The organism is Nocardioides sp. NBC_00368 (genome assembly GCF_036090055.1).
GTDB lineage: Bacteria > Actinomycetota > Actinomycetes > Propionibacteriales > Nocardioidaceae > Nocardioides.
This window is the reverse complement of record NZ_CP107970.1, coordinates 1557546-1575752: the sequence shown is the minus strand read 5'-3', so window position 1 is coordinate 1575752 and position 18207 is coordinate 1557546. Positions and strand designations below refer to the sequence as shown.

At 70.2% G+C, this 18207-nt stretch carries 20 protein-coding genes and 1 riboswitch; of the genes, 16 read left to right on the top strand and 4 right to left on the bottom strand.

Annotated elements, in window-relative coordinates; translation table 11 throughout:
* Positions 1-5: 5 nt before the first annotated feature.
* The 7 genes from OG984_RS07520 to ribH all read left to right on the top strand — a co-directional run bounded on the left by OG984_RS07520 (position 6) and on the right by ribH (position 7330).
* A complete protein-coding gene (locus OG984_RS07520) occupies positions 6-2135 on the top strand; it encodes an alpha/beta fold hydrolase (RefSeq protein WP_328530967.1) in 2130 nt (709 codons plus the stop codon).
* 146 nt (positions 2136-2281) lie between these two features.
* A complete protein-coding gene (locus OG984_RS07515) occupies positions 2282-2902 on the top strand; it encodes an HAD family hydrolase (RefSeq protein ID WP_328532336.1) in 621 nt (206 codons plus the stop codon).
* A 28-nt stretch (positions 2903-2930) separates the two neighbouring features.
* A complete protein-coding gene (gene rpe / locus OG984_RS07510) occupies positions 2931-3599 on the top strand; it encodes a ribulose-phosphate 3-epimerase (protein ID WP_328530966.1) in 669 nt (222 codons plus the stop codon).
* A gap of 50 nt (positions 3600-3649) precedes the next feature.
* A riboswitch (FMN riboswitch) is annotated at positions 3650-3811 on the top strand.
* A gap of 90 nt (positions 3812-3901) precedes the next feature.
* Positions 3902-4969: a bifunctional diaminohydroxyphosphoribosylaminopyrimidine deaminase/5-amino-6-(5-phosphoribosylamino)uracil reductase RibD gene (ribD, locus tag OG984_RS07505; protein WP_328530965.1), complete on the top strand. Its 1068-nt coding sequence runs from the start codon at positions 3902-3904 to the stop codon at positions 4967-4969.
* Entirely contained in the window at positions 4969-5595 is a 627-nt protein-coding gene (locus OG984_RS07500; RefSeq protein WP_328530964.1) for a riboflavin synthase, read from the top strand. Before ribD ends, OG984_RS07500 begins: the two co-directional genes overlap by 1 nt.
* Positions 5592-6851: a bifunctional 3,4-dihydroxy-2-butanone-4-phosphate synthase/GTP cyclohydrolase II gene (locus OG984_RS07495; RefSeq protein ID WP_328530963.1), complete on the top strand. Its 1260-nt coding sequence runs from the start codon at positions 5592-5594 to the stop codon at positions 6849-6851. The genes OG984_RS07500 and OG984_RS07495 overlap by 4 nt, the downstream gene beginning before the upstream one ends.
* Complete coding sequence (gene ribH / locus OG984_RS07490) at positions 6848-7330, top strand: 6,7-dimethyl-8-ribityllumazine synthase (protein WP_328530962.1); 483 nt, start codon at positions 6848-6850, stop codon at positions 7328-7330. Before OG984_RS07495 ends, ribH begins: the two co-directional genes overlap by 4 nt.
* Positions 7331-7456: 126 nt before the next feature.
* On the opposite strand, the gene OG984_RS07485 is transcribed toward ribH, so the two are convergent.
* On the bottom strand, positions 7457-8065 hold the full coding sequence (locus OG984_RS07485) for a class I SAM-dependent methyltransferase (protein ID WP_328530961.1): 609 nt from the start codon (positions 8063-8065) through the stop codon (positions 7457-7459).
* Between the two features lie 479 nt (positions 8066-8544).
* On the opposite strand from OG984_RS07485, the gene OG984_RS07480 reads away from it, so the two are divergent.
* From OG984_RS07480 to OG984_RS07465, 4 genes are all read left to right on the top strand, one after another.
* Positions 8545-9786, top strand: a complete 1242-nt coding sequence (locus tag OG984_RS07480; protein ID WP_328530960.1) for an HNH endonuclease signature motif containing protein — start codon at positions 8545-8547, stop codon at positions 9784-9786.
* A gap of 528 nt (positions 9787-10314) precedes the next feature.
* Entirely contained in the window at positions 10315-10707 is a 393-nt protein-coding gene (locus OG984_RS07475) for an ArsR/SmtB family transcription factor (protein WP_328530959.1), read from the top strand.
* A complete protein-coding gene (locus tag OG984_RS07470; RefSeq protein WP_328530958.1) occupies positions 10704-11774 on the top strand; it encodes a cation diffusion facilitator family transporter in 1071 nt (356 codons plus the stop codon). Before OG984_RS07475 ends, OG984_RS07470 begins: the two co-directional genes overlap by 4 nt.
* 24 nt (positions 11775-11798) lie before the next feature.
* Entirely contained in the window at positions 11799-12332 is a 534-nt protein-coding gene (locus OG984_RS07465) for a gamma carbonic anhydrase family protein (RefSeq protein ID WP_328530957.1), read from the top strand.
* Positions 12333-12347: 15 nt separating this feature from the next.
* Here OG984_RS07465 and OG984_RS07460 read toward each other — a convergent pair whose 3' ends face one another.
* Together OG984_RS07460 and OG984_RS07455 are read right to left on the bottom strand one after the other, a co-directional pair.
* A complete protein-coding gene (locus tag OG984_RS07460) occupies positions 12348-12968 on the bottom strand; it encodes a hypothetical protein (protein ID WP_328530956.1) in 621 nt (206 codons plus the stop codon).
* Entirely contained in the window at positions 12965-13219 is a 255-nt protein-coding gene (locus OG984_RS07455; RefSeq protein WP_328530955.1) for a helix-turn-helix domain-containing protein, read from the bottom strand. The genes OG984_RS07460 and OG984_RS07455 overlap by 4 nt, the downstream gene beginning before the upstream one ends.
* A gap of 107 nt (positions 13220-13326) precedes the next feature.
* Between OG984_RS07455 and OG984_RS07450 the strand changes: the two genes are divergently transcribed.
* The 4 genes from OG984_RS07450 to OG984_RS07435 all read left to right on the top strand — a co-directional run bounded on the left by OG984_RS07450 (position 13327) and on the right by OG984_RS07435 (position 16226).
* Complete coding sequence (locus OG984_RS07450) at positions 13327-13590, top strand: phosphoribosyl-ATP diphosphatase (RefSeq protein WP_008359350.1); 264 nt, start codon at positions 13327-13329, stop codon at positions 13588-13590.
* A gap of 33 nt (positions 13591-13623) precedes the next feature.
* Positions 13624-14469, top strand: coding sequence for an ATP phosphoribosyltransferase (gene hisG, locus OG984_RS07445; protein ID WP_328532335.1), 846 nt, complete (start codon positions 13624-13626; stop codon positions 14467-14469).
* Positions 14453-14920: a PH domain-containing protein gene (locus OG984_RS07440; RefSeq protein ID WP_328530954.1), complete on the top strand. Its 468-nt coding sequence runs from the start codon at positions 14453-14455 to the stop codon at positions 14918-14920. The genes hisG and OG984_RS07440 overlap by 17 nt, the downstream gene beginning before the upstream one ends.
* Before the next feature lie 91 nt (positions 14921-15011).
* Positions 15012-16226 carry an SGNH/GDSL hydrolase family protein gene (locus OG984_RS07435; protein WP_328530953.1) on the top strand — a complete coding sequence of 405 codons (1215 nt, stop codon included), beginning with the start codon at positions 15012-15014 and terminating at the stop codon, positions 16224-16226.
* A gap of 24 nt (positions 16227-16250) precedes the next feature.
* Here OG984_RS07435 and OG984_RS07430 read toward each other — a convergent pair whose 3' ends face one another.
* Positions 16251-17153 (bottom strand): aldose 1-epimerase family protein, encoded by a 903-nt coding sequence (locus OG984_RS07430; protein ID WP_328530952.1) that lies wholly within the window; start codon positions 17151-17153, stop codon positions 16251-16253.
* Between the two features lie 60 nt (positions 17154-17213).
* Here OG984_RS07430 and OG984_RS07425 point away from each other — a divergent pair, with 60 nt between their 5' ends.
* The gene (locus tag OG984_RS07425; RefSeq protein WP_328530951.1) at positions 17214-18089 is read left to right on the top strand and encodes a LysR family transcriptional regulator; all 876 of its coding nucleotides are present in this window, start codon (positions 17214-17216) and stop codon (positions 18087-18089) included.
* The last annotated feature ends 118 nt before the right edge of the window (positions 18090-18207 follow it).

The window sequence follows — 18207 nt, the reverse complement described above, 5'->3', positions numbered from 1 at the left end:
GGATCATGAGGGGACGCGAGCCCGACGCCGACGGCTACGTGGAGACCGACGGCGTCAAGGTCCACTACGAGATCTACGGCGCGGAGACCGCCGGCCCGGGCGACCGCACCATCCTGCTGATGCCGACCTGGACCGTCATCCACTCCCGGTCCTGGAAGGCGCAGATCGGCTACCTGGCACGGCACTTCCGGGTCGTGACCTTCGACGGGCGTGGCAACGGGCGGTCCGACCGGCCGGAGGGCGCCGCGGCGTACACGAACGAGGCGTACGCCGCGGACGCCCTCGCCGTCCTCGACGCCACCGGCACCGATCGCGCCGTCGTCGTGGGGCTGTCGTGCGGGGTCACGTGGAGCCTGCACCTGGCCGCGGACCACCCGGACCGGGTGGCCGGGCTGGTCGCGATCGGGGCCGCCTGCGGCTTCCCGATCGTCCAGGAGCGAGACGCCTTCGTCTGGGACGCCCGCCTCGACACCACCGACGGGTGGGCGAAGTACAACCGCTACCACTGGCTCGAGGGCGGCTACGACGACTTCCTGGAGTTCTTCTTCGCCAAGATGTTCCCCGAGCCGCACTCGACCAAGCAGATCGAGGACTGCATCGCCTGGGCACACGAGACGACGCCCCAGGTCGTGGTCGACGCCACCGCGGCGCGCCTCGGGTGCGACGGAGTGCTCTGCGCCTCTGTGGAGGAGATCTGCGGTCGCGTACGGTGCCCGGTCCTCGCCATCCACGGGACCGACGACCAGATCCGGCCGGTCGCGATCAGCGAGCGCCTCGTCGAGCTCACCGGCGGGTCGCTCGTGCTGCTCGAGGGCAGCGGCCACGGCGTGGTGGGCCGCGACCCGGTCAAGATCAACCATCTGATCAAGGACTTCGCGGACGCCGTCCAGCCTCCGCCGCGGGTGAGCCGCACCTGGGTACGCGCGTCCCACCGTCCGAAGAAGGTGCTCTACCTCTCCTCGCCCATCGGGCTCGGCCATGCCCGCCGCGACCTGGCCATCGTGCAGGCGCTCCGGAGGCGGCACGAGGACGTACAGGTCGACTGGCTCGCCCAGCATCCGGTGACGAGGGTCCTCGAGGCAGCCGGCGAACGGGTCCATCCCGCCAGCAGGTGGCTCGCCAACGAGTCGCGCCACATCGAGGAGGAGTCGGGTGAGCACGACCTGCACGTCTTCGACGCGATGCGGCGCATGGACGAGGTCCTGGTCAACAACTTCATGGTCTTCGATGACGTCGTCCGCGACGATCACTACGACCTCGTCGTCGGTGACGAGGCCTGGGACGTCGACCACTTCCTGCACGAGAACCCAGAGCTCAAGCGCTTCGGCTACGTGTGGCTGACCGACTTCGTCGGCTTCCTCCCGATGCCCGACGACGACGCGCGGGCACGGTTCGTCACCGCCGATCACAACGCCGAGATGCTCCAGCACATCGAGCGCAATCCACGCCTTCGCGACCGGGCGATCTTCGTCGGGAACCCCGCGGACGTCGTGCCCGGGCGCTTCGGCGACGGTCTGCCCGAGATCTCGGCCTGGACGCGGCAGCACTACGACTTCAGCGGCTACGTCACCGGCATCGATCCGGGCTCGATCGCCGACAAGGCACGGCTGCGGCAGGAGCTCGGCTGGCAACCCGACGAGCGGGTCTGCGTGGTCACGGCCGGCGGGTCCGGAGTCGGCAGCCACCTGCTCCGCCGGGTGGAAGCGGCGTACGACGCCGCTCGCACGGCTGTGCCGGACCTTCGGATGATCGTCGTGACGGGCCCGCGCCTGGACACCGGCGTCGTCCGAGCGCGTCCCGGCTTCGAGGTGCTCGGCTTCGTCCCCGACCTCTACCGCCTCCTCGGCGCCTGCGACCTTGCCGTGGTGCAGGGCGGGCTGACCACGACGATGGAGCTGACCGCTGCCGGCACGCCGTTCGTCTACGTGCCGCTGCGCCACCACTTCGAGCAGAACATCCACGTCCGGCACCGTCTCGAGCAGTACGGCGCCGGCCGCTGTCTCGAGTACCACGACCTCACCCCGGACACGCTCGCGCGAGCGATCGCCGACGAGATCGGTCGTGAGCCCCGCGGCAGACCGGTCGAGACCGACGGCGCCGATCGCGCCGCTGGTCTGATCGCCGGACTTCTCTGACCGCCGTCCGTCGCTGACCTCCCTCCGCTGGGCAGGCCCTAATGTTGGTCCCGCACTCGCGACCCGATCTCGTTCCACCGGAGGCTCCGCTGAACACCAACCAAGCACCTGGCAGCTCGTCCAGGCACTTCCCGGCCGCGATCCTGATGGACATGGACGGCACCCTGGTCGACACCGAGCCCTACTGGGTCGCCGCGGAGTACGCGATCGCCGAGCGCTTCGGGGCGACCTGGTCCGAGGAGCAGGCGATGGAGCTGGTCGGCAACGCGCTGATCGAGTCGGCGCGGCTGGTCAAGGAGGGGATGGGCCTTCCGCACGAGCCGGAGGAGATCGTCGAGATGCTCCTCGACGGCGTGGTCGAGCAGGTCGAGCGCGAGGTGCCGTGGCGCCCGGGGGCGCGCGAGCTGCTCACCGACCTGTTCGAGCAGGGTGTGCCGTGCGCGCTGGTGACGATGTCGTACGCCCGCTTCGTCGGCCCCATCCTCAAGGAGCTTCCCGAGGGCACCTTCAAGGTGATCGTCACCGGTGACATGGTCGCCAACGGCAAGCCCCACCCCGAGCCCTACCTGACCGCGGCCGCCGCGCTCGGCGTGGCGGCCGAGGACACCATCGCGGTCGAGGACTCCAACACCGGCGCCCGCTCCGCCGAGGCCGCCGGCTGCACCGTCCTGGTCATCGAGAACCACGTGCCTGTCGCCCCCGGCGAGCGCCGGGTCTTCCGCGACACGCTCGAGGGCATGACGTACGCCGACCTGGCTGCCCTCTGACCGCTTCGGGTCATCTAGGGTGCCTTCCGTGGGCCACATCCAGATCACTCCGTCCATCCTCAACGCCGACTTCGCCGCACTCGGGGCCGAGGTCGCCAGGATTCCCAGCGCCGACTGGATCCATGTCGACGTGATGGACAACCACTTCGTGCCCAACCTGACCTTCGGGCCGACGATGGTCGAGGCGATCGCGCGGTCCACGTCGGTGCCGCTGGACGCGCACCTGATGATCGAGAACGCCGACCGCGAGGCCCCGGCCTACGTCGAGGCCGGCTGTGGCTCGGTGACCTTCCACGTCGAGGCCACCAAGGCACCGGTACGGCTGGCCCGCGAGATCCGGGCCAAGGGCGCCCGCGCCTCGATGGCGCTCAAGCCGGCGACCCCGATCGAGCCCTACGAGGACATGCTGGCTGAGCTCGACATGGTGCTGCTGATGACCGTCGAGCCGGGCTTCGGAGGACAGAAGTTCCTCGATCTGGTGCTGCCGAAGATCCGCCGGGCGCGGGCGATGATGGACAAGGCCGGCGTCGAGACGTGGCTGCAGGTCGACGGCGGGGTCTCGCTGGAGACGATCGAGCGCTGCGCCGAGGCCGGGGCCGACGTCTTCGTCGCCGGCTCCGCCGTCTACTCGGCCGCCGACCCGGACGCGATGGTCAACGCGCTGCGGGACAAGGCCGTCTCAGCCTCTGACGCCTGAGCGGGCCTGGCGGCACCGGTGTGGCACACTGGTTTCAGACGAGCTTGTGCTCGCGTGCTCTGGGGTCGGTGAAATTCCGAGCCGGCGGTGACTGGATTCAGGTCCAGAAGTCCGCGACCCGATGACAGCCAGTCATCGGTTGACCAGGTGCCAGAAGGAAACTTCTCAGTCCTGGACCGACGGTTAAAGTCCGGATGGGAAGACGCACGCAGCCCGATTCGTCGTGACCGCCCTGAGACCAGGGCGCGGCGCGATGTCTCGGCCTGACCCCGGAGTCCGTGAGACGGACCAGAGGGGATCAGATGAAGTGCTTGGACCAGCGTGACCCGGAGCCGGGGGCGATGCGTCGCGCCCTGGACCTGGCCGCTGCGATCGGCGCTCCGGGACCTGCCACCTATCCCAACCCACGGGTGGGCTGCGTACTCCTGGGGGCGGACGGGTCGATGATCGCGGAGGGCTATCACCGCGGGCCCGGCACGCCGCACGCCGAGGTCGACGCCTTGGCGAAGGCCGGGGAGGCCGCCCGCGGGGCGACCGCGGTGGTCACCCTGGAGCCGTGCAACCACACCGGTCGCACCGGTCCCTGCTCGCAGGCGCTCATCGAGGCGGGCGTGGCCCGTGTCGTCTACGCCCAGGCCGATCCGAACCCGGTCGCCGCCGGGGGAGCGGAGCGGCTGAAGGAGGCCGGGATCGAGGTCGAGCAGGGTCTGTACGCAGCAGAGTCCCGTGAGCTCAACCGGGTCTGGACCCGGGCGGCCGAGCTGCAGCGCCCCTACGTCACCTGGAAGTTCGCCACCACCCTCGACGGGCGCAGCGCGGCCGCCGACGGCACCTCGCGCTGGGTCTCCTCGCGGGCCGCGCGGCTCGACACCCACAAGCTGCGTGCGCTGAGCGACACGATGCTGGTCGGGACCAACACGGTCGCGGTCGACGACCCCGCGCTGACGGTGCGCGACCTGGAGGACCGGCCGGTCGGCGTACAGCCTCTCCGGGTCGTCATGGGGGAGCGCGACCTTCCGGCCGATCGCCGGATCTTCGACGCCCAGGCGCCCTCTCTGCACCTGCGCACCCGCGACCCGCGCTCGGCGTTGGCCGAGCTGTGGGAGCGCGAGCGCCGCCATGTCTTTCTCGAGGGCGGGCCGACGCTGGCCGCGGCCTTCCTGGAGGCGGGGCTCGTGGACGAGATCGTCGTCTACGTCGCCCCGTTCCTGCTCGGCGCCGGCCGCTCGGCCGTCGCCGACCTCGGGATCACCACCATCTCCGACGCCTTCCGGCCGCGGGTGCGTTCTGTCGACGTGCTCGCACCAGCCGCGCCGGGCGAGGAGCCGAACGTGCGGTTCATCTTGGAGCCACAGAAAGGGGAGCAGTGATGTTCACCGGGATTGTTGAGGAGCTCGGCACCGTCGCCGGGATCGAGGACCAGGGCGACGCCGTACGCCTGACCATCTCCGCCACGACGGTGCTGTCGGACGCCGAGCTGGGCGCCTCCATCGCGGTCAACGGCTGCTGCCTGACCGTCGCCACGCTGGGTTCCGGCGAGTGGACGGCGGACGTGATGCTGGAGACGCTCAAGCGCACCAGCCTGCACGCGGTCTCGGTCGGCGACCAGGTCAACCTGGAGCGCGCGGTCACCCCGACGACCCGCCTCGGCGGCCACATCGTCCAGGGGCACGTCGACGGCGTCGGCCGCATCCTCTCCCGTGAGCCGAGCGAGCACTGGGAGGTCGTCACGATCTCGCTGCCTCCCGAGCTGGCGCGCTACGTCGTCGAGAAGGGCTCGATCGCGGTGGACGGGATCAGCCTCACCGTCGTCTCCGTGGCCTCGACAGGCTCGACCAACGGGGCGGAGTTCACGGTCAGCCTCATCCCCGAGACCCTGGCGCGTACGTCGCTGGGGTTCCGGGCCGTCGGCGACGAGGTCAACCTCGAGACCGACATCATCGCCAAGCACGTGGAGAAGCTCGTGCTGACTTCACCGGAAGGGGTTCGGTCATGACGGAGCAGCAGTACGTGGGGGTCCGGCTGGATCCGGTCGAGAACGCGATCGCCGACCTCGCGGCCGGGAAGCCGGTCGTGGTCGTCGACGACGAGGACCGGGAGAACGAGGGCGACCTGATCTTCTCCGCCGAGCTGGCGACCCCCGAGGTGATGGCGTTCGCGATCCGCTGGTCCTCCGGCGTGATCTGCGTGGCGCTGCCCGGCGACCGGCTCGACGCTCTCGAGCTGCCCCCGATGACTCGTGTCAACGAGGACCGCAAGCAGACGGCGTACGCGGTCTCGGTCGACGCCCGCGAAGGCGTCTCGACCGGCATCTCGGCGGCCGACCGGGCGCTCACGACCCGGCTGCTGGCCGGTCCTTCCTCGGTGGCCGGTGATCTGACCCGCCCGGGCCACGTCTTCCCGCTGCGGGCGCGCGACGGGGGAGTGCTGGTGCGGGTCGGCCACACCGAGGCCGCCGTCGACCTGACCCGGCTCGCCGGTCTGGAGCCCGCGGGCGCTCTCGTCGAGCTGGTCAACGACGACGGCACCATGCAGCGCGCGCCGCAGCTGCGCGAGTTCGCCGACGAGCACGGCCTCGCGATGATCTCGATCGCCGACCTGGTCACCTACCGGCGGCGTACGGAGGTGCTGGTCGAGCGCAAGGCGGTGACCCGGCTGCCCACCGAGTTCGGTGACTTCACCGCCTACGGCTACCGCACCATCGACGACGGCGTCGAGCACGTCGCGCTCGTCTACGGCGACGTGGTCGGGTGCGACCCGGTCCTCGCCCGTGTGCACTCGGAGTGCCTGACCGGGGACGTGTTCGGGTCCCGGCGCTGCGACTGCGGACCGCAGCTGCGCGAGGCGCTCGAACGGATCGCGGACGCGGGCTGCGGCGTGGTGGTCTATCTGCGCGGGCACGAGGGCCGCGGGATCGGGCTGCTCGCCAAGCTGCAGGCCTACCAGCTCCAGGACGGCGGCCGCGACACCGTCGACGCCAACCTCGACCTGGGCCTGCCGGCCGATGCGCGCCACTACGGCGCCGCCTCGCAGATCCTCCGCGACCTCAAGATCGACTCGGTGCGCCTGCTCACCAACAACCCTGAGAAGGTGAGCAACCTGGAGGCGTACGGGGTCGAGGTCGCCGAGCGGGTGCCGCTCACCCCGCGCCCCAACGAGCACAACCTCGCCTACCTGCTGACCAAGCGTGACCGGATGGGTCACGCGCTGCCCGATCTGTCTGAGCCGAAGCTTTCCGAGGAGAACCGATGAGTGGCAAGGGAGCCCCGACCCCCGAGGTCGTCGACGCGAGTGACCTGCGGGTCGCCGTGGTGGCGGCGCGCTGGCACGACGAGGTCATGACCGGCCTGTTGAACGGCGCGGAGCGGGCGCTGAAGGACGCTGCCGTAGGAGGTCTGACGGTCGTCCGCGTCCCGGGCGCCTTCGAGCTTCCGGTCGCCGCGGCCGCGCTGGCCAAGTCGGGCTACGACGCCATCGTCGCGCTCGGGGTCGTCATCCGTGGCGGCACGCCGCACTTCGACTACGTCTGCTCGGCCGCCACCGACGGGCTGAACCGGATCGCGATCGACCACCTCATCCCGGTCGGTTTCGGCCTGCTGACCTGCGACAACGAGGAACAGGCGCTCGACCGGGCCGGCCTCGAGGGATCCAGCGAGGACAAGGGGTACGAGGCCGCCGCGGCGGCCATGGAGACCGCGCTCACGCTGCGCGACTGCGTACGCCACTACTGACGCCGAGTCGGCGCAACTGTCCCGCCAGCAACGGCCGAGTCGGCGCATCTGTCCCGGCCGCGTGGGGCAGATGCGCCGACTCGGTGTTCTGGGATGGGACAGTTGCGCCGGCTCGGCGGGCGTTGGTCAGGCAGGGAGTGTCGCGACCAGGTCGCCCTGGCGGCGACGCGCCCCGGGGTCCTGCCGCGCTGACGCGTGCCCGACGACGAACCCGTGTGCCGTGAGCAGCTCCCCGAGGGCCTCGGCGGACCAGTAGTAGGCCGTGTGCACGGCGTGGTCGAACGCCTCACCAGGCTCGCCGTCGAAGAAGCCGATCAGCGCCGACCCGCCGGGCGTGAGCACCCGCGCGAACTCGCTCAGGATCGCCGGCAGGTCCGCGGGCGGGGTGTGGATGATCGAGTACCACGCGAGGATGCCGCCGATCGACCGGTCGGCGAGGGGGAGCGCGGCGAGGTCCGCTCGTTGGAAGGGGATATCTGGATAGCGCGCTCGTGCAGCGGCGACGAACTCGGCCGAGGCATCTATCCCCACGACCTCGCGGGCGCCGCTCGTGGTGAGCTCCTGGCTCCAGAGGCCGGGGCCGCAGCCGGCGTCCAGGAGACGGCCGGTCGTGCTGTCTCTCCACGTGGTGATCGTGTCGCGGTCCTGCTCGGCGAGCTTGTCGATCGTGCCGAAGAGGTCGATGTATTCAGCGGCGCGGGTGTCGTAGGCGGCGCCGATCTCGGTCATGGTCATCGGGGTCGAGGGTAATGGCTCCGGGTATTCGCTGGCCGCGATCGTGTGGGGATCTGGATGTGTGTCCGTTTGGTCGCGGGTCTGGGTTCCAGCGCGGGTGGGGCCAATACGTGTCTGGGTTGGGAGATTTACAGGCTTGGGTGTCTGGGTTGGGTGCCGTTCGGGTGTCTTGTCTGGGTTCCAGCAGCGGTCCGGGTTTGGGTTGGGATACCTGTCCCTGATCGGGTTTAGGTGATCGGGTTCGCTTCCTTTTGCTTTGTATGATAGGCTCGGCGCAGGCGTGAACGTGATGGCCGACCACCTCGAAAGAGGCGTGCCCACCCTTATGAAGGTGGATAATCCAGGGGAACCAGGGGCGTGACCGCCGAGCTGCGAGGGTAAGTAATAGCCCGTACTGCCGGGCCTCCAAGACCAGCGAACCAGAACACACCCGCACCAGCGGGTGTGAAGAGTTCGTACGTCGGGAGGTGACTGGTTCGGTGACCACGCTGCAACAGCCCCACCACCCCGTGCTGGGGGCCGTGGTCGCGATCACCGCCGCCCTGGATCAGGTCGCTGAGGCGAACCCGGGCTTCATGGCCACCGACCAGAAAGCCACCACCCTGGTCGAGATCGCCCGCGCCAAGGCCCAGCTGGCCGAACTCGAACTCCGGGTGATCGCGACCGCGGACGATGTAGCGGCGCATAGCGCCGCGCGGGATGTGGCGGCCTGGCTTCATCACCACACCCGGCAGCGCCCCGAGACCCTGCGCGCCGACCTCCGACTCGCTACCGCACTGGACCGGACCTATGGCCTGGTCGCCGCGGCGATGCGAGCCGGTGCCTGCAACCCCGCCCAGGCTCAGGTGATCACCCAGGCTCTCGACGAACTTCCCGGCGATCTCGACGTCGACATCAAGACGAAGGCCGAGGAGACCCTGGTCGCCTACGCCACCCAGTTCGACCCCACCCAGCTGCGCCGTCTCGGGCGCCGCATCCTCGATGTCATCGCCCCCGAGATCGCCGAGGCCGAAGAAGCCCGACGCCTCGCCGCCGAGGAAGCCCACGCCCGCAAGAAGACCTGGCTGAGCATGCGCCGCCTCGGCGACGGCACCACCCGCATCTCCGCCGTGGTCCCGGACGCAGCCGCGGACCGGCTCGCGACCACCCTGGAGGCCTTCGCCTCACCCCGCCGCGACGACGGCACCCGCACCGACACCGGCGAGTACCTGCCCTACGACCGCCGGCTGGGGCGTGCGTTCTGCCAGATGTTGGAGACCCTCGACCCGGCCCGGCTGCCCATCCATGGCGGGGATGCCACCACCGTGATCGTGACCATCGACCTCGACCAGCTCCGCAAAGAAGCCGGCATCGCCCAGACCCTCGGCGGCACCCCGATCACCGCCGCCGAAGCCCGGCGGCTGGCCTGCACCGCCAACATCCTCCCGGCCGTCCTCGGCAGCGATTCCGAGGTCCTCGACCTGGGCCGCAAACAACGCCTCTTCACCGCAGCCCAACGCCGAGCCCTGCTCCTGCGCTCAGCCACCTGCGAGGCCGAAGGCTGCGACATCCCCGGCACCTGGGCCGAAGCCCACCACTGGATCGCCTGGGCCCAAGGAGGTGCGACCGACCTCGACAACGCCGCACTCCTCTGCTCCCATCACCACCACCGCGCCCACGACCCCACCTACCTCCACAAACGCCTACCCAACGGCGACATCCGCTTCACCCGACGCACGTAGACCGACAAGGAGCAGTTGGATCCACGGAGGCCTCGACACGCTCGGCCACAGGATGCGACACGGTTGCGGTGTCCCGTCATCGGGTTCGACGGGCCTCCGAGTTCGGCACGCACTTGGCGGCCTCGTTTCTCGGGTGCGTCCCCGTCCTGTCGACGTCGTCGCGTCTGGCTAGGCTGCCCAAGGCGGTGTGGGCCCCGCCCCACTCGACGCTTCACCAGACGTGCTCCGTCGCTCCTGAGGCTGCCGGGCTCCATCTCCTATACGCAGCAACATCTGCGCCTGACAGATCAATGCCGATCAGCCCCCTGCTCGCAGTCGGCAAACAGGACCACATCGATCCCGCGCCACACCCTCGCCGCCGCCCCGATAATGGCGAAATCCTTTCTCGATCGGGTGCCGGGTCAAGGACCGCGAACGCGGCCGCGAAGCGGCGGGCCGGAGGCCCGTCCTTGACGCGGCGCGGGATCGAGAACATCGTCTCGTAAGGGTCGGCGGCGAAGACCAGCCACCAGAACACAGACAGCCTTCGTGCGGCTTGCCCAGCACCAGGCGTACTATTTGCGCATGCATGCAAATACGCAACCTCCGGTCTGGGGGGACGACGTCGTGACCCTTGCCGTCGAGGTGCTGCGGATGTTGGCCGATCCCACACGTCTGCAGCTGGCGGGGCTGTTGCTGGACGACGAGCGGTCGGTCTCGGAGCTGGCCGGGATGTTGGAGAAGCCGGTGCCGGGTGTCTCGCAACATCTGGCGAAGATGCGGATGGCGCGGCTGGTGACGACGCGGAAAGAGGGGACGTCGGTGCTCTATCGCGTCGAGAACGGGCATGTGCGCCAGCTGGTCCTCGACACGATCGGCCACGTGGAGCATCTTCTGGACCAGGTTCCGGCGCACCACCGAACGGGGGAGGAGTCGACATGACTCACGCTCTTCACCGCCACCACGCGAGCGCGCACGAGCACACCGATGAGCAAGGACACGGCCATGAGCACGGACACGGCCATGGGCACGGACACGAGCATGGTCACGCCCACGACGGCCGGTGGGCCCGGGTCCGGCATGCGGTCTCGGACGTGTTCGGGGCGCACTCCCACGATGCCGCGGACCAGGTCGACGAGGCGCTGGAGGCCGACGTACGTGGCCGCAGGGCGTTGTGGATCAGCCTTGGTGTCCTCGCACTGACTGCCGGGCTCCAGGCGGTCGTCGTCAGCCTGACCGGTTCGGTGGCGCTGCTGGGGGACACGCTCCACAACGTGGCGGACGCGCTGACCGCGGTGCCGCTGCTCGTGGCGTTCTGGCTGGCCCGGCGCCCGGCCAACGACCGGTTCACCTATGGCTACGGCCGGGCCGAGGACCTCGCCGGCCTGTTCGTCGTCGCCATGATCGCGCTGTCCAGCATTCTGGCCGGCTGGGAGGCGATCGACAGGCTGTTCCATCCGCGCGAGGTCGAGCACGTCTGGGCGGTCGCGGCGGCCGGCGTGGTCGGGTTCCTCGGCAATGAGATCGTCGCGCGCTACCGGATCCGGGTCGGTCGCCAGATCGGCTCGGCGGCTCTGGTCGCGGACGGGCTGCACGCGCGTACGGACGGCTTCACCTCGCTGGCCGTGGTCCTCGGTGCCGCCGGGGTCGCGGTCGGGATGCCGTGGGCCGACCCGCTGATCGGGCTGCTGATCGCGGTCGCGATCCTCGGCGTGCTGCGCTCGGCGCTCAAGCAGGTCGGTGCCCGGCTGATGGACGCAGTCACCCCGGACGACGTCCGCCGGGCGCGGGAAGCCGTCGCCACCGTTGACGGCGTGCTCGAGGTCCGCAGCCTGAGGCTGCGGTGGATCGGACACACGCTCCACGCCGACGGCGACATCACCGTTCCGGCCGACCTCGCCGTCTCCGCCGGCCACGACATCGCCCACCACGCCGAGGAGCACCTCCTGGAGGCGCTGCCGCGCCTGACGAGCGTCGTGCTCCACGTCAGCCCGGAGGGCACGCACTGACGGCTGCCTCTAGGCTCTGCTCCGATGAACATCTTCGAGTTCGACGGCAAGAGTCCACAGATCCACCCCGACGCCTGGGTGGCGCCGACGGCGACGCTGATCGGTGACGTACGCCTCGGCCCGAACGCCAGCGTCTGGTACGGCGCCGTGCTCCGTGCCGACGTCGGGCCGATCATCATCGGTGAGGGCTCCAACGTGCAGGACAACTCGGTGCTGCACGTACGCCCCGGCTCCTCGCTCGAGATGGGTCCGCACAGCACGATCGCCCACGGCTGCGTCGTGCACGGCGACCGGATCGGGACCGGGTCGCTGATCGGCAACGGGGCGGTGGTCTCGGACTCGGTCGTCATCGGCGACGGCTGCTTGATCGCGGCCGGGGCGATGGTGGTCGAGGGGACCGAGGTGCCCGACCACAGCCTGGTGATGGGCGTGCCCGCGAAGATCCGCGGAACCATCGAACCCGGCACCAACCCGGCGGCGATCCTGGAGCTCAACGCACCCGGCTACGTCGAGTTCATGAAGCTGCACCGCGCGACCGTACGCCCGGTTCAACCCTGACCCTGAACCTGAGGGTTACTTCGCTCCACAGGCCACGCAGTGCAGCGAGCCGACCCGTCGGTCGGCCTCGCAGGCCGTGCACGGGGCGATGGTCTCGCGCCCGCAGCCCTCGCAGTGCCTGCCGCGGACGGGGTAGCCGCAGTAGGGGCAGTCGCCCTTGCGGACCCGCATCGCGGGGATCCGCTTGGCCAGCAGCCGCTGGACCGCGACGAACACGCCGACGGTGGCCGCGGCCCCGAACAGCGACAGGATGAGCGGGCCGAAGTCCGCGTACTCGAAGGTGTAGTGGAACGCGAAGACCAGGGCCATGATGACCCCGGTCGCGGCGAGCGCGAAGCCGAGCGGGAGGAAGCGGGAGCCGCTGCGGCGCAGCCGGTAGAGGACCCAGAATCCGACCAGGCACAGCAGGATGATGAAGCCGAGGCGTACGCCGATCTGGATCGCCTCGTGACCGGGGATCTTGCACGGCGACTCGCCGTTGTTGCACTGGTCCCAGTCCAGGTAGAGCGGCCACCAGCCGGCCACCTTGACGTAGAACCAGACCGTGCCGACGAGCAGGAAGGCGGTCAGTGCGACCGCCAGGAACCGCTCGCTACGGGTCGACTCGACCTCGTCGGCGGCGATAGGGGTCCTCATGGCGTGCTCCTGTGGGTTCGGGTGCGGGCGTGGAAGCCGACCTCGAGGCGGCAGTCGAGGGCGGCCGCCACTCGGAGGAGGGTGTCGATCTTGGGTGGGCGGGACCCGGACTCCAGCCGTGCGATCGCCGACTGCGTCGTCCCGCAGAGCTCGGCGAGCTCGCGCTGGGACAGGCCCCGCGCAACCCGGTGCTCGGTGACCTGGGTGGCGATGCCGACGTAGAACGCGGTGTCCTCGTCGTCGGTGCTCATGACATCGAAGATATCGCAGTTCTGCTATGGCTGTCTATAGCAGGACTGCTATCGCCACGGTGAGACGATTCGGGGGCGAGGTCGCGTACGGCCTAGGCTTGACGCTCGTGAAGACGTTCGACGAGCTCTGGGCCGAGCTGAGTGAGAAGGCCCGGACCCGACCTGAAGGATCCGGCACCGTGGCACAGCTCGACGCCGGGGTCCATGCGATCGGGAAGAAGCTGGTCGAGGAGGCTGCCGAGTCCTGGATGGCGGCCGAGTACGAGGGCAAGGAAGCGACCGCGGAGGAGATCTCCCAGCTGCTCTACCACGCCCAGGTGCTCATGCTCGCCAGCGGAATCTCCATCGACGACGTCTACTCACACCTGTAGGGATCACCCATGACTGAGACATCCGCCGAGCGCATGCTCCGGATCGCCGTACCCAACAAGGGCTCGCTGTCCGTCGCCGCCTCCGAGCTGCTGCGCGAGGCGGGCTACCGCCAGCGCGACGACTCCAAGCGTCTGACCCTCATCGACGAGGAGAACGGCGTCGAGTTCTTCTACCTGCGCCCGCGCGACATCGCGCTCTACGTCGGCGAAGGCACCCTCGACATCGGCATCACCGGCCGTGACCTGCTGCTCGACTCCGGCGCCAAGGCCGACGAGGTCATCGGGCTCGGCTTCGGCCGCTCGCGGTTCCACTTCGCCGGCCGAGCCGGCGCCTTCACCGCGATCGAGGAGCTGCGCGGCAAGCGGATCGCGACCTCCTACGTCGGCGTCGTCTCCGCCTTCCTGGAGCGCGAGGGCATCGACGCGAGCGTGACCCGCCTCGACGGTGCCGTCGAGACCTCGATCCAGCTCGGCGTCGCCGACGCGATCGCCGACGTGGTCGAGACCGGCTCCACGATGCGCCAGGCCGGTCTGGAGATCTTCGGTGAGCCGATCATGCACTCCGAAGCCGTGGTCATCACCCGTTCGGGCGCGCAGCTGCCCCCGGCGTACGAGACCTTCCGGCGGCGCCTCGACGGCGTCCTGATCGCGCGCAGCTACGTGATGATGGACTACGACATCCGTGCCGAGGACCTCGCCGAGGCGTCCGCGATGACGCCCGGTCTCGAGGGCCCGACGGTCAGCCCGCTGCACCGTGAGGGCTGGGTCGCGGTCCGCGCGATGGTGCCGCGCAAGGGATCGCAGAAGCTGATGGACGACCTCTACGCCGTGGGCGCCCGCGCGATCCTGCTGACGGAGATCAATGCCTGCCGGATCTGAGTCGACGGGATCCGAGCTGCCGGTCAAGCTGCCGCACACCTGGCGCCCGCTCGGTGCCCGCGTCATGGGCTGGTTCCTCGTGGCCGCGCTCGCGGTGATGTGCACGATGGTCTGGGTCGGCTTCTCCGCCGAGATCAAGGCCCAGGTCACGATGTTCGAGCGGCTCACCTTCGGCGCCGTGGGCCTCGGGATCGTGGTCTGCGTGCACGCGCTGACCCGGTCGCGGGTGGTCGCCCGGGAGGACGGCCTGACGGTGGTCAACGGCTACAAGCGCCGTGACCTCGAGTGGGCCGAGATCCTCGCGATCAACTTCCCCCGGGGTGCTCCGTGGCCCAACATCGACCTCTCCTCCGGCCACAACATCTCCGCGCTCGGCATCCAGGCCTCCGACGGGGGTTCGTCGCGGAAGGCCGTGCGCACGCTGCGCACCCTGGTCGAGCAACTGTCCTGACCACGACCGTCCGGCGAATCCCGTACAACGGTTCGGGGAATCCTCGCGCGAATCGCTGATGGTGGCGGCCGAGGCGACTTACCGTGTCGGCGTGATCTCCTGGACTCGTGCCTTCGCCGTGCTGGCCACCGTGCTCGCCGTGGTCGCGAGCGTCCCTGCGCAGGCTGCTCCGGTGCATCCGGTCGGGACCTGGGGTGCCTCGGCCGATGAGGTCGGCGGTGCCACCGGCGCCGCCGGGTTGGCCGACCTGTCGGTGCGCAACCTGGTGCACACCTCGCTGGGCGGCTCCGGCGTACGCATCACCCTCTCCAACGTCTTCGGCGACCGTCCGGTCACCTTCACCTCCGCGCATGTCGGCCTGGCCGGGGACGGCGCCGCGATCGTGCGCGGCACGAACCGGCCGGTGACCTTCGCCGGCGCCGACAGGGTCACCGTCGCTCCCGGGACCGAGGTGCTCAGCGACCCCGTCGACGCGACTGTGTCGGCCGACAGCACGCTTGCGGTCAGTTTCCACGTCCTCGGCGAGAGCGGCCCGATCACCGGGCACGACGTGGCCACGCAGATCTCCTACGTCTCCGAGGCGGCGGGCGCTGACGTCGCCGGCGAGGAATCGGGCGCGGCATTCACGAGGCAGATCTCCAGCTGGTACTGGGTCGAGAGCGTGCTCGTCGAGAAGCCTCGCCGGGTGAGGACCGCGGTGCTCTTCGGCGACTCGATCACCGACGGCAACGGCTCCACCGTCGGCGCCAACCGCCGCTGGCCGGACCTGCTCGCCGACCGGATCGCGAGCAGCCGGTTCGCCGACCGCTTCGGCGTCATGAACGAGGGCATCTCCGCCAACCGCGTCCTCGTCGACAGCACCGGTGGCCAGCGCGGTCTGGAACGCTTCCGGCGAGACGTCCTCGACCAGCCCGGCGTCTCCACGGTCGTGGTGCTGGAGGGGATCAACGACATCCGCTGGGACGACGCCGACGAGGCCTCCGATCTGACCGACGCCTACCGCGACCTGATCGCGCAGGCGCACGCCGAGGACGTGTGCGTCGTCGGTGCCACCCTGACGCCCTACGAGGGCGGCAGCCGCTACACTCCAGCGCGCGACCGGGTGCGGGTCGCGGTCAACGAGTGGATCCGCACCTCCGGCGAGTTCGACGGCGTCGTCGACTTCGACGCCGCCACGCGGGACCCCGAGCGCCCGGCTAGGTTCCTGCCGGCGTACGACTCGGGGGACCACCTCCACCCCGGCGATGCCGGCTACGCGGCGATGGCCGAGGCGTTCGACCTGTCGTTGCTGGAGTGCGACCGCTAGACCGCGCTGATCAGATCGCGGTGCTCAGATCGCGGTGATGCCCCAGGTGACCTCGACCCGCTCGTCGGGGGCGAGCTCGATCAGGTCGGTGCCGGAGTTGAACGCGTCCGGGGGAGCGGTCATCGGCTCGACGGCGAGGCTGCCGCGCTTGGGTGACTGGTCGTCCGCGCTGTAGACCATCAGCCACGGGTGGCGCTCGTCGACCCACAGTGCGACGCCACCGTCGGGGCCCTGGAGGGTGACCGTCGTCCGGCCGTCCTCACCGCGGTCGAGATCGGTGAAGGCGTGGTCGAGCACGACATCGCGGATGGGCTTGGCGGAGGTGAAGTCGTGAGCCGTCCCGGCCGTCGGCTCGCTGGTGGTGGGCAGCTTGCGCTCCGGGTCGGAGAGCAGGCGGGTCCGCGCGGGGAGCGTGAGCGTCCAGGCGTCGACCGGCCCTTCGCCGACGGTCAGATAGGGGTGGGCGCCCACGGCGAAGGGTGCCGGGGAGGTGGCGTGGTTGGTCGCGGACTGGGTCACGGTCAGCCCGTCGGGCCCGACGGCGTAGGTCACCTCGAGGTCGAGCGTCCACGGGTAGCCGCTCTGCGCCATCAGCCGGGTGGCGAGGGTGATCGAGCCCTTGGCCTCCTCGATGGGCAGCCACTGCGCCCACCGCACCAGACCGTGGGAGGCGTTGTTGCGCGCGACCTCGGTGAGCCCGAGCTGGTGAGTCTTCCCGCCGAACTCGTAGCGTCCGTCGCGGATCCGGTTGGGCCACGGCGCCAGCAGCTGCCCCTTGCCGCCGCTGGACTGCTCGTCGTCACCGAAGGGGGCGATGAGGTCGCGGCCCTCGTAGGACAGCAGCCGCAGCGCCCCGCCACTCTCCGTCACCGTCGCGGAGTAGCCCCCGCCGTCGATCGTGAACTGCTCTCCACTCGGTCTCAGCACGCGCCCAGGCTATCGAGGTGCCGGGAGGGTCCCGGCGCCTGGTCGGGTTAGCCTCGGGCCATGGAGCGACGACAGCTGGAGTTCTTCCTCGCGATCGCCGAGGCCGGCAGCTTCACCAGCGCCGCGGCGCGGCTCCACGTGGCCCAGCCGTCGTTGTCGTACGCCGTGCGCGGGCTCGAGCGCGAGCTCGGCGGTCCGCTCTTCGAGCGCCACGGCAGGGGAGTGCGGCTCACCCCGGCGGGATCGGCGCTGCTCGGCCCGGCCCGCCGGGTCGTACGTGGCTTCGAGCTCGCCGCGGGAGCGGTCCGGTCCGTCTCCGACGAGGGGTTCGGCCGGCTCCGGATCACCTCCAGCACGGTGTGGGCGGTCGAGCCGCTGGTGCCGGTGCTGGCCGAGTTCCGCCGGACCCAGCCGGCCGCGCAGGTGGTGGTCACCGACCCGCAGCACCGCTCCGACGTGCTCGACCAGGTGCGCAAGGGTGAGGCGGACGTGGGCCTGATCGACGGTGCGCCGCCGCACGGCCCGTTCGGCTCGCACCGACTCGCCGAGCACGAGCTCGTGGCGGTGCTGCCGCCCTCGGGCGAGGCGCCGGAGGAGATCCGGATCGAGGAGCTCGCCGAGGTCGGCCTGATCGCGACGCCGGCCGGCACGGCGCTGCGTACGTTCCTGGACGCTCGTCTCGAGGCCGCCGGCCTGCCCACCGAGGTCGCGATCGAGACGGCCCATGTCGCCTCGATCACCCCGCTGGTGCTGGCTCGCGCCGGGGTTGCTGTGCTGACCGAGGGGATGGCCCGCGCGGCATCGCGCGCCGGCGCACAGGTGGTGCCGTTGATGCCAGCGACGCGGGTGAGCGTGTCCGTGGTGTGGCTGGAAGAGCGCGGCGACGCGCTGGTCGAGCAGTTCGTCGCGCTGGCGCAGGAGCTGACCGACCCGTGACCGACCCGTGAGCGACCCGTGAGCAAGGTATAGCGATTCTCTATCGCAGCATCTCGATCCAGGTCTTGCTCGGTGCGCGCACGTGCTGGAACACCCCAGAGGTCAATGTCTAGTGTGT